At 42.2% G+C, this 12,126-nt stretch carries 8 protein-coding genes and 1 tRNA gene; 7 read left to right on the top strand and 2 right to left on the bottom strand.

From position 1 onward, the window contains the following. The first annotated feature begins 803 nt into the window (after positions 1-803). From IQ234_RS16740 to brnA, 3 genes are all read left to right on the top strand, one after another. Positions 804-2,630, top strand: coding sequence for a peptidoglycan DD-metalloendopeptidase family protein (locus tag IQ234_RS16740; protein WP_193957910.1), 1,827 nt, complete (start codon positions 804-806; stop codon positions 2,628-2,630). 91 nt (positions 2,631-2,721) lie between these two features. Then, positions 2,722-2,795: transfer RNA gene (locus IQ234_RS16735), tRNA-Met, on the top strand. 310 nt (positions 2,796-3,105) lie between these two features. Further along, on the top strand, positions 3,106-3,330 hold the full coding sequence (gene brnA / locus IQ234_RS16730) for a type II toxin-antitoxin system BrnA family antitoxin (protein WP_002742276.1): 225 nt from the start codon (positions 3,106-3,108) through the stop codon (positions 3,328-3,330). Positions 3,331-3,514: 184 nt separating this feature from the next. Here brnA and IQ234_RS16725 read toward each other — a convergent pair whose 3' ends face one another. Beyond that, positions 3,515-4,357, bottom strand: coding sequence for a methyltransferase domain-containing protein (locus tag IQ234_RS16725; RefSeq protein ID WP_193957909.1), 843 nt, complete (start codon positions 4,355-4,357; stop codon positions 3,515-3,517). Positions 4,358-4,922: 565 nt separating this feature from the next. Here IQ234_RS16725 and IQ234_RS16720 point away from each other — a divergent pair. Further along, on the top strand, positions 4,923-7,256 hold the full coding sequence (locus IQ234_RS16720; protein ID WP_193957908.1) for a caspase family protein: 2,334 nt from the start codon (positions 4,923-4,925) through the stop codon (positions 7,254-7,256). A gap of 31 nt (positions 7,257-7,287) precedes the next feature. Next, a complete protein-coding gene (locus IQ234_RS16715) occupies positions 7,288-10,686 on the top strand; it encodes a CHAT domain-containing protein (RefSeq protein ID WP_193957907.1) in 3,399 nt (1,132 codons plus the stop codon). Between the two features lie 68 nt (positions 10,687-10,754). On the opposite strand, the gene IQ234_RS16710 is transcribed toward IQ234_RS16715, so the two are convergent. Continuing rightward, entirely contained in the window at positions 10,755-11,117 is a 363-nt protein-coding gene (locus tag IQ234_RS16710) for a DNA-binding protein (RefSeq protein ID WP_193957906.1), read from the bottom strand. Positions 11,118-11,426: 309 nt separating this feature from the next. On the opposite strand from IQ234_RS16710, the gene IQ234_RS16705 reads away from it, so the two are divergent. Together IQ234_RS16705 and IQ234_RS16700 are read left to right on the top strand one after the other, a co-directional pair. Beyond that, entirely contained in the window at positions 11,427-11,792 is a 366-nt protein-coding gene (locus tag IQ234_RS16705; protein WP_228008590.1) for a hypothetical protein, read from the top strand. A gap of 50 nt (positions 11,793-11,842) precedes the next feature. Continuing rightward, positions 11,843-12,058, top strand: a complete 216-nt coding sequence (locus tag IQ234_RS16700; RefSeq protein ID WP_150976071.1) for a type II toxin-antitoxin system RelE/ParE family toxin — start codon at positions 11,843-11,845, stop codon at positions 12,056-12,058. The last annotated feature ends 68 nt before the right edge of the window (positions 12,059-12,126 follow it).

Here is a 12,126-nt window from a genome sequence, read left to right as displayed (position 1 = left end):
CAAAAGTCTTAAGTCGATCCTTGTACAGCAACATTTTTGAAGATTATCAACTACTAATAAATAATTAACTGAAAGTCCCTCCCATTATTGTTTCTATCGTTTGTTTTCGGATTTATGCAAGAGGTCTATAGTACGATCACCGCTCTTGTCGGGTGCAAAAACCCGCAGGTAACGCACCAATAATATCTTTGAGGCTCATCCCAATAATTTTCTCTAGCTTCGGGAATTTCTATGAAGAGCCGGTAGGCGTTAGGCTGTATCTGTTATGACATCAACGCCCCGTATTGTTCTCGGTAAAACCCCACACCCGTTCGGCTGAGCTCACGGCCGAAGCCCACACCCTACCCCCACGAAAAACTTTTTCCCGCAAACCCTAATTATTGCCCCCTGAATAGCCATCTTTGCCCCTTTCGAGCGGCGAATCATCAATAATTTCTTTGTAAACGGAAAAACCGATAAAAATTTTCTATCAAAAAACTGGCAAAAATTGGCAGGACGAAAAATGCTGATCAGCTTGGAACATCTGAGATAGAGCATCGTCAATCTGGACATTCAAAATGTCACCAACTTGCCGTGATCCCGGTGCTAATGGTCAGAGGGAGACTTGCATGATTTCAGAATCTAAGTTAATCTCACCTAAAAGTCACCTTTAGGTATTTTGACTAAAAAGTAAAGTTGCTCAACTTCTACTCTAGCCTCAAGGCTAATGCTGAAAGCTAGACCCATCGGCTTAATCCACTGGCTCTAGCTAACTCTTTACACCACAGGAGGTCTGTTTGAAAGAGACTTTTATCCACAACCCCATGACATCCGCTACCCCAGAACAGAATTGCACCGCTGAGTCTAACCGAGTCCGTTACTCAGTTGCTCTGCTGGGATTAGCACTATCTCTGGGAGTACCTAGCATTCTCAACTCCACCTCAGAATCAGCCCAGGCCGCCAATTCTGTACCCTTAGAATGGGAAGTGATCGACCTGGCCCAAAAAGCCAAAGCTGCGGGTAAAGAACTAAAAGAACCGCAAATAATCCAATCCCAAGCACTCGCCACCGTCAAATTCATCGCCACATCAGTGGTTGAGCATCAGGTAAAATCAGGAGAATCCCTGTGGAGTTTAGCCGACAGCTATCAAACCACCCCCACAGCGATCGCTAGTAGCAATAATCTCTCCCCCCAATCCGATCTGATTATCGGACAAACTTTAAAAATTCCCACTCCTGAGCAGTTGCCCTCGGCAGCCCCGGCAGCAACTCCTGAGCAGTTGGATAGTTCCTCTGCTAGTCTGCGTCAAACCCGTCAACGTCTCCAAGAAAGTTTGGCCGCCTTGCGAACCGAGGAAAACCCCCATCAGTCCAATTCTGGGGAAACGGTAATCGTCACCGAAACTACCGCTCTCGTTCCCGATAATTCGCCAACTAGCGTCGAGATTCCCGTTATTGCTCCCGAAGAGTCCCCCCGACCAACCGGCCAGGTGATCCCGATTCCCGTTCCCACCCCTGAAAGCGATCGCCCGATAGCCACAATTCCCGTTAATCCTCCCCTAACCAGCAGACCGGAAATTCCCAGCGTTGCCCTACGAAATCCGGCTCCTGTGACTGAAATTCCCGCCATTCCCAATCCTAGGGTTATAGTTCCCCCAGAAAACCAAGTTTATCGGGTTCGGCCAGGGGATACCTTAAACACGATCGCTCGCGCTCTCGGCATCACCCCCGCCGAATTAGCTAGGGAAAACGGCATTGACAACCCCAACCGGATTAAAGTTAATCAAACCCTAGTGGTTCCCGATCGCTCTGCCAACGCTAGAGTTAATCAAAATCTTACCCCCTTGGTCGGCGATCGCCCGAGATTGTCCTTTAACCCCAGCAATCGGCAAAATTTGCCCGCCGCCACCGCCACCACGGGGACGGAAGAATTCCCCGAAAATATCACCGGCAGCTATCGGGAAAGATTGCGCCAAGAGGTGGCTAATCTGCGGGAAACTAACCTTTCGGAAACCCAGAAAAGTATCGCTATTCCCGTCGATAATCCCGCAGAAACCCCCGATGATCGGCAAATAACCCCTAATCCCCAGTGGACAGCCCTTCGTTCTCGTTCTAACCAAAGCACCCCCCCCCAGATTATCGGTTCGGCTCCTACCAATGTGGAAGAATATAATGACCGCCTCCGAATCCCCGTCGGCGAAACCGTAGAACCTTCCCTTCCTCCCCTCAACAATCCCGATGAGCATTTACCTAACCCCGCCCCGATTTTTACCGGCTTTATTTGGCCCACTAGAGGTGTGTTAACCTCCGGTTTCGGTTGGCGCTGGGGCAGACCTCATCGCGGCATCGATATCGCTGGTCCAGTGGGTACACCAGTTGTGGCCGCGGCTGCCGGTGAAGTAATCTCCTCCGGCTGGAATTCTGGCGGTTATGGCAATCTGGTGAAACTGCGTCACCCCGATGGTAGCGTCACTCTCTATGCCCATAACAGCCGTCTGCTGGTGCGTCGCGGCGAAACTGTTCAGCAAGGCGAGCCAATCGCCCAGATGGGTAGCACCGGTTTTAGCACCGGCCCCCACCTCCATTTCGAGGTTCACCCCTCCGGCCAGGGCGCAGTTAATCCCATCGCTTTCCTGCCAGGCAGACGTTAAAGATGCCCCCAAAGGGAAGAAAAAATCTTCCCTTTTTTGCTCTTGTGCAATTGGGTGATTATGTGTTATCATTGATAACTGTGTAAACAACGGCTTAGTAGCTCAGTTGGTCAGAGCAGGGGACTCATAAGCCCAAGGTCGGCAGTTCAAATCTGCCCTGAGCCATCGGACAAGATCCAAGAAAACCAGCAAGATCATGCTCAGGTGATATCTCTTTCCCTTTTACTTGGGGACGCTCCCTTCGGGTTCTACCTGATAACTTTTTACTGATAACAGCAGCAAGGGAATTCCAAAATTTATTAGCCCAATTGTACTATAACTTTTGCCGATACAGTCACTACCATAATATTCTGGTAGGAGTACCTAGTGGTCAGTGAGTTTATCGAACTGCGTGCGCCCAAAATGTCCTATAGATATTTCGACCAAATTGAGATGCAGCGACGGAAACGAACTAGATCTGAAGAGGTAGAAATTTATGAAAGCTGAAGATTTTGACCGCAAATTTGATGATGGAGAAAATATCATCGAATACTTGGATTTAACTAAAATTAAACGTTCTAATTCCGACGAACAAACAATTGCGTTTGAGTTTCCCTCATGGATGGTAGAGGCTCTTGAGCAAGAAAGTCAGCGTCGTGATTTACCGTTACAAGCTATTGTCAAAGACTGGATTGGGGAAAAATTGGCGTTGTCAAATTGAAAGATGATCCGAATCAGCACCGGAACTCAAATTACTTTGACTTGCCCTGAGCCAACTTGCCCTGAGCCAACTTGCCCTGAGCCAACTTGCCCTGAGCCAAGTCGAAGGGGTCGAAGGGGTCGAAGGGGTCGAAGGGTAGCAAGGATTGCATTGCATCTTTCCTATTCTGATCTGACAACGCCGATTATTTTTTCCCTTGCAGTAAACCGAAACGAATTAAACCCGACTCGTAACCGCGCCGCATTAACCCTAAAGATAAGGCCCCTTGGATAGTAGTATAACCGCTTGCTAACAGACCAGCGATCGCATCTGGGGTTAAGGCCGAATCAATCACCACATCCCAAAAAGCGGCCACCGATAGAGACCAATCATCGGTTTTTAGGTCTTGAAAGCCCACTTCACAGGCAATATCGGCGTATTCTGGCAAAGAAATCACATAGGGCAGACAATAAACCTGATAAATCTCGTTTAATAGTTTAATCTCTCCTTCCGTTAAATTACTGGCGAGGGAAGTGGTGGGACGATGACACCAAGTAGCCATCAAAAAAGTCCCCCCGGGCTGCAAAACCCGATAACATTCCCGCAGAAATTGCCTTTTATCGGGCATATGTTCGCCACTTTCTAATGACCAGACCAGATCAAAATTATTCTCAGGAAAGGGGGTTTTTAGGGCATCAGCCACACAAAAACTCACTTGTTCCTCTAAATTGAACTCTTGCGCTCTTTGGCTGGCTCTAGCGGCTTGTACCGGGGAAAGGGTAATCCCCACACCTTGGCTGTGAAATTTTTCGGCCAGATAAAGGCTACTGCCACCAATACCACAACCCACATCGAGAATCTGATTAGCGCCGGTCACACCACCCCAAGTTAATAATTCTTCTATTAAATCAATTTGTGCCTGACGGCGATTGAGTTTAATCTTGCCACCGCGACCGTAGTAACCATGGTGCATATGTTCGCCCCAAATCCTTTCCCATAGTCCACTAGAGGAGTCATAAAAATTGGCTATTCGTTGATAAAGTTCCATGGTGATTTCCTAAGTAAGTGGGTGGAATTAAAGATAAGAGGTTTCTGACATATAGCGTTTCCTAAGCTAGTGAGGTACACCTATTTTTCTTCCCTTTTGCCTCTTCCCTTTTGCCTAAAACCCATAACTTTTGTACCTCAGCAGACTGAAAAACGCTATAAGGGGTTTCTCCAGTATTGAGTTCCGATGTTTCTAGTTTAACAGATTTAGGCGGACAAAGTACACAGAAAAGAAGAGGAGGAAATCATTAGTCTTTAGAGAGAGTTGACAGAAAGGTGGCCAGTGGCATAATATTCTCGAAGATGTGTCGTTAACCTAATCTATTTGTATTTACCCTTGTGCGATACTTGGATTATCTATCTGTAACTCAAATGACTGAATCCACCTTAACAGAACTGCATCAGAAAATCGATGCTGGTGTGAGAATAGCGATATAGGAGAGTCTATTAGCATTTTAAAAGATGGCTAAATTGTCACCTTAACGGCCGAGCAAATTCCCCCCAAATCACCATAATAAATGCTTTCAGGATCAAGATTTGGTAGTTTAAATAGGGAGTGAAATTTTATGACTAGAATTAAGCGTAGGCAATTACTATCCCTGACTGGTTCTTTATTAGCCACTTTAGGATTGAGCCAGTTGGAATTGAAACAGCAAGCCATTCTTTATCATAGCGTACTGGCAGAGAATACACCTCGTAAACGGGCATTATTAGTGGGTGTTAATAATTACCCCGATACTAGATGGATACCTCTTGAAGGTGCAGTCAATGATGTCAAACTACAACAGGAATTACTCATTCACCGTTTTGGATTTCAGTCCGAGCAAATTTTGCTTTTAACTGATCATGAAGCAACTCGTGAGAATATCCTACAAGCGTTTGAGGAGCATTTAATTAAATGGGCGCAACCCGGTGATGTGGTAGTTTTTCACTTTTCTGGTCATGGTTCTCAAGTTTTTGATCCCGATCAAATTTTTCAAGATGGGCAAGTTAGCACGATTGTTCCTGTTGATAGCATTCTCCCTCCAGGTTATCCCAATAAAGGAGGAAAAGTTAATGATATTACAGGTCATACTTTGTGGTTGTTAATGCAAGCAATTAATACAGAAAATGTCACTTTTATTCTGGATAGTTGTCACTCTGGAGGGGCAAGAAAAGGCATTTTAACAGTGCGATCGCGCCATGGAAATCGGGAGTTAAACCGGACTGAAAACTCTAACATCCAACTGTTAGCAAGTCCCCAGGAACAGGAATATCAAAAACAACTGATGTCCAGACTCAACTTGACCGCTTCAGACTTGGCCACAGAGCGAAAAAAAGGCGTTCCCAAAGGCATAATGCTGGCGGCTGCTAGAACTGACCAAGCGGCGATCGATGCTTCCTTTGGTGATACGGCTGCCGGTATCTTTACATATATCTTGACTCGCTATCTCTGGCAGCAAACCGGAGGCGATTCAGTTAGTCAAGTAATGATAAGTGCGACGGCTACTACCGATCGCATTTTACGCGAATATTTCCCGACGGCTGGTTTATTACAGCAACCGGAATTTAATACTAGGGAGGGAAGTAACAACAGCCAGCAAGGGGTTTATTTTCTCAAACCAGAACAGAAAGTCCCTGCTGAAGCTGTGGTTACTCAAGTGCAGGGAAATCAGGTGGATCTGTTTTTGGGAGGGATCGATCCGCGTACCTTAGAAGCATTCGGTCGGGGGGCAATTTTAACTTTAGTGGATGGGGAAGGAAAAGAACGAGGTCAAGTTCAGATAGAGTCGCGTCAAGAGTTGACAGCTAAGGGGAAACTGATGCAGACAAGAGATAATATTGCTTTCGGGACTCTACTTCAAGAGCGATCGCGGGTTATTCCCAGGGACTTAACTCTCCGTATTGCCTTAGATGCTTCCTTAGGACAAGAACAAGCAGCCGCCAAGCAAGCTTTACAAGGGATTAAACCCATCGAAGCGGTTTCCTCAGATGAGACGGATATCCACTATATTCTGGGTCGAGTGACTCCCTCTTACTATCAACAATTGCAGAAACTTAAAGTGACTCCCTTACCAGAAATAGGTAGTCTGGCTTTATTTTCTCTGGCTACGGATCTGATTCCGGGTTCAGCTGGGATTTCAGGAGAAAGGGTAACTGATGGAGTCAAGCGATTGCAAGGGAAACTCAAGTCTTTATTAGCGGCAAGGTTAGTCAAGCTAACCCTCAATGCGACCTCCTCTCGCTTGAGTGTGGCTGCGGCGATGGAAGCGGTAGATGGCGGCCAATTGGTGGCGGAATCGTTTACGGTTAGGGGTGCAAAGTCAGGCAGTTTCAGTCAAAATAGAGGGGTGCGCGGTTTAACCAGTAACGCGCAAAAAATCAAGCAGGGGACTCAAGTACAATTTCTCGTACAAAATAACGAGTTAGTTCCTCTCTATATTACTGTTTTACTTATTAGCGTAGATGCAACGCTTACCGTCCTTTCGCCTTTACTGGGAAGGGGAGATAATTCTCCTGTGACTCCGGGGGAAAAAATTCAGATTCCCGATCCAAATCGAGGGGAATTGTACAAATTTAAGGTAGAGGGTGAAACGGGAATAGCGGAAGTGTTGGTTATTGCTACTACGACTCCTCTAACCAAAGCTGTGGAATTGTTGCGGGTTTTAGCTACAGAGAGGGGGGATAATCTGAGAGGGACACCTATAGATTTAACTCAGCCGGATGAGGCGATTTCTAGCCTTCTGGATGATTTAGATGGGGTTAGTCGGAGAAGTGGCACAGTTTCTACTTCAAGAGTGCGTCAGATTGATACCCGACAGATGGCTGCTATGTCGATTAGTTTTGAGGTGGTTGATAACCTTAAGTTCATAAACAAGTCAAAATCCAAAAACTATCAGCCTACTTCTCTTTACCGATAAAAGTAGTAATATGAAACAGAAATTTTTGAGAGTGACAGCATCTGTTATTATTTATTCAGTTGTGTCTTTATTCCCTTTTGTTGGGGGAGAATCTTCTAGCTGGTTTTTTGCTACGGCGCAAACTTCAGAAGATTTAAGAGAAAGGGCTAACCAATTAGAAAAACAAGGGATAAATTTTCTTAAAACTAATCAAGTTCAACAAGCAATTAATTCTTGGCAAAAAGTCTTACATATATGGCAACAGCTTGGAGATGTTACACAACAAGTTAGAGTCTTGGAGAATCTAGGAAAAATAGCTAGATTGGCGGAAAAAAATGACTTAGCAAAACAATATTTACAAGAAGGATTAATATTAGCACAACAAATTAGTAATCAACAAGCTGAAACTTCGATATTATCTGAAATTGCTTATATTTATTACCTTGAAAAAGATTATGATAAAGCCGAAGCATTATATCAAAAAGCCTTAATAATAGCTCAAAAAATACAAGATTTCAAACAGATTGCTGTTAATACTGGAAGTCTTGGTTTAATTAATGCTGCGAGAAAAAATTACCCTCAAGCAGTTCAATTTTACCAACAATCCCTAGAAGCATCTAAAAAAATTAATAGCCTCAAAGATATTTTTACAAGTTCTTTTAAGTTGGGGGATGCCTATAAAGCTCAGAATTTGTATGATAAAGCTATTCAGTCTTATCAACAAGCGTTAGACTACGCTATTAGTCTTAATCAACCTGATAAAATTATTTTTTCTCTTGATGAACTGGGAGAAGTTTATCGTCTTAGCAAAAACTATGATTTAGCCATTAAGAGTTACCAAAAAATGTTAGAAGTTTCTCAAGAGATAAATGAATTAAATTTTCAAAGACAAGCTTTAACAGGTTTGGGGAAAGTTTATTGGGATCAGAAAAATCAAGAAAAAGGACTTCAATATTATCAACAATCACTCGATATTTTGCTTAAGGAAAATAAAGATATAACTCAAATAGTTGAAGCTCTAAAAAGCATGGGTAAACTTTATAAAAATCTCAAGAAATATGAAAAATCTATTGAACAATATCAAAAACTTTTAGAAATTTCTCAAAAAAATAATAATATAGATAATATTCTCTATGCTTTATCAATGATAGGTTGGGTTTATTATACCCAAGACAACAACAATAATCGAGCGCAAATCTATTATGAAAAAATTCTTGATATGGCTCAAGAGCCAAAAACAATTAATGAGGGAATTGCCTTCTTGACTGTATTAGCGAAATTATACCAGGAGAAGGGAGATAATAATGAAGCCAATAATTTTCGCGCACAAGCAGGAAATATTGCAGAAGAAAACTATCGAAAAAATCAATCAAAAGATGCTTTAATTTTTTTAGGGGGAATTTATGAAAATGACAAAAATTATAGTAATGCGATTGAAACTTATCTCTCCCTTTTCTTTCAGGCTGTGAAACTTAAAGATTATCCGGCTTTAGCCATAGCAACCAATAAACTTAATGCGACTTATTATCTAATAGGTGATTGTCAAAAAGCAGCAGATTTTGCTTCATTACATATAGACCTTGCTAGAAAGAGCAAAAACCGAGATGAAGAAGCCAATGGATTATTACGACAAGGAAATATCAATTATTGTCAGGGAAAGCATAAAGAAGCCTTAAATAGTTACCAAGAAGCTTTAATTATTGCTAGAGAATTAAAAGACCTAAATTTGGAAGGTTTTTTATTAGGAAATATTGGTCTAGTATATATTAATTTAGGGAAATATCAAGAAGCTATAGTTAACCTAGAGCAAGACTTGGCAATTATTCGCCAATCAAACGACAAAAATAATCGCCAAGATGAAGGACAAGCTTTGGGAATGCTAGGAGATGCTTATTATGCTCAAGGAAACTACAATCAAGCCATCAATTTCTATCAACAAAGTTTAGCGATCGCTAAAGAAGTTGGCTATGATAGAGGTATAGGCTTAATGTTAACTAATATAGGAGAGAGCTTAATTCAACTCAAAAAATATTCAGAAGCGGAAACAATTCTCAAAGAAGCAATGACTATTTTAAGCGATCTGCGGTCAAAAGTAGGTGAATCGCTCTTTGGATATCCTGGACAAAATAAAATTGCCATTTTTGAGAGAGAAACCAGAACCTATCGCTTATTACAAAAAGCATTAGTTCAACAAAATAAATCTTCAGAAGCTTTAGAAATTGCAGAAGCAAGTCGCGCCCGCATTTTAGCAGAAACTTTAGCCACGAAATCTTCCCCTTCGTCAAACATTACCATTAATATTACCTATCCAAAACTGGCAGAAATTAAAGAAATTGCCAAAGAAAAAAATGCCACTCTCATCGAGTATTCCATTATTGCTAATCGAGAGAACTTAAATTTAAAAGATGAACAAGAACTTTATATTTGGGTTGTACAACCAACAGGAAAAGTGGAATTCCGACAAGCTGAGATAACAACATCTGTTAATGAGTCCCTAGCAAGTCTCATTACTCGTGTTCGCCATAATATTGGAGTAAGAGGTCGTAGTCCTAATATTGTTCCTGAAATCGACGATCAACAGTCCCCAGAAAGCTTAAAGCAACTTCACAAATTACTTATTGAGCCGATCGCAGATTTATTACCGACCGATCCGAATGCTCATGTTATTTTTATGCCTCAAGGAGAACTATTTTTAGTACCTTTTCCTGCTTTACAAGATGAAAATGGCAAATACCTAATTGAAAAACACACAATTCTCACAGCACCCGCTATCCAAGTTTTAGACTTAACCCAAAAACAACGAGTAAAAGTTCAACAAGCTAACCCGAAAGGACTTGTCGTTGTTGGGAATCCCACCATGCCAAAAGTAACGGTTAAAATTGGCGAACCACCAGAACAACTTAATCCCTTACCAGCAGCAGAAAACGAAGCTATTACTATTGCTAAACTACTCAATACTAAAGCTTTAACAGGTAATGAAGCCACTAAAACTGCCATCCTTTCCCAATTACCCCAAGCCAGAATTATTCATCTAGCAACCCATGGTTTATTAGATGATTTTAAAGGATTAGGAGTACCCGGTGCGATCGCTCTTGCACCTTCAGGAAATGATGATGGTTTGCTTACTGCTAGTGAAATTCTCGACTTAAAACTGAATGCGGAATTAGTGGTTTTAAGTGCTTGTGATACGGGAAGGGGACGCATTACCGGAGATGGTGTAATCGGATTATCCCGTTCTTTAATTACCGCAGGAGTGCCAAGTATTATTGTTTCTTTATGGTCAGTTCCCGATGCACCTACTGCAAGTTTAATGACTGAATTTTATCGCAATTGGCAAGAGAAAAAACTCGATAAAGCGCAGGCGTTGCGACAGGCAATGTTAACCACCATGAAAAACCATCCTAATCCGAAAGATTGGGCGGCATTTACTTTAATTGGAGAAGCAGAATAAGACCCAATACTACTCGGTTAAGCCCGAAAAAGACTTGCTGAGGTTCAGCATTTACTAAGCTTGCTGAACTATACTGTAATCTTGATTGAACTAACAGCGTCATTTTGATGATTTATTTCTGGCATTTTTGGAGCGACTGTTATCGTTAATCTCAATCCTAAAGCTTGGAGCCAAGAGGTTAGTTGATTCATGGCTTCAGGGGCAGGTTTTTGCATTAATTCTTCCAATTGCTTCGCCTGAATTTTGATTTGTTCTGGTGTTAGATTTTGGGAGCCAAGGGCTTCTAGGACGTGATTGAAGGAGAGTCTAAGTAATTCTGATTCAAATCTATATTCATCTCCCTCTAGATGAGTTTCTAGATAAACTGCTGCATAATGGGGATCTTTAAGGGATTCGATCAGGGAATCATGATAACTATCACTGACTGGCATTTTCTCGCCTCCTATAATCTTGCCAATATTTTTGGGCTATTTCAATGTTTTTAGCTTACGTTTTTTTATCTCCTCCACACAGGAGTAAGATAATCGTTGTCCCGATTTGTCCAAAGTAAATGTGATAACCGGAACCATAGAGCCGCCATGTTTTAACTATAGCAGTTAGTCAGATTTAACGGTTTTATTGTAAAATAGGAGAGCCTCGGTTTAGGCGATTTCTCTAAGACTATATAGGGAAGATCCCCTGCATCCCAAGTTTGGGGGTTCTGAATTGAAAGCTCTCTTATGCGGCATAATAAAGAAAAAATGACTGAAACTGTCACCCTAGAACTGCCTGAAGCCTTAGCCGAACAAGCTAAACAAATTGCAGCACTTACTCATCGACGATTAGAAGAAATGTTAGTCGAATGGATTGACTACGCTATCAGCGAACTCTCCATCGAATCTTTGCCAGATAACCAAATTTTAGCCCTCTGTGACCTGCAAATGGAAGCTGAACAGCAAGAGTTATTCAGTAGTCTTTTAGCCCAGAATCAAGAAGGAGAACTTAATCAAGCTGGAGTCAACCAACTAGATACACTGATGCAGGTTTACCGGCGCGGTTTAATTTATAAAGCTCGTGCTTTAAAAGTAGCAGTTGAACGAGGTTTGCGCCCTCCTCTAAGGGAATAGATGGAAAATGTTAAGCATTGGCGAGGAAACTAATGTGCTAGAGTTAATTCATGGCAACGCAACCAAGAGAAATTGAGCGTTATGTAACAGCCGATGGTCAAATTCCTTTTGATAATTGGTTTGATTCTATCCGAGTGTCTAAAACTCAAACTATCATCAGTAAAAGACTTGACCGAGTGAGGATGGGCAATTTAGGCGATTACCGTTCGGTAGGAGGAGGTGTTTTTGAATTAAGAATAGACTACGGTCCAGGTTATCGCATCTAAGTAGCTGGTTATAATTAAATTAAAAATGGATTTTAGGTTCGATCCCCCCTGCCCCCCTTGATAAGGGG

Origin of the sequence: Microcystis aeruginosa LEGE 91341 (genome assembly GCF_015206885.1) — a bacterium.
Lineage (GTDB): Bacteria > Cyanobacteriota > Cyanobacteriia > Cyanobacteriales > Microcystaceae > Microcystis > Microcystis aeruginosa_H.
Note: the sequence above shows the minus strand (reverse complement) of the source record. Positions and strands in the feature narration are given on the sequence as shown.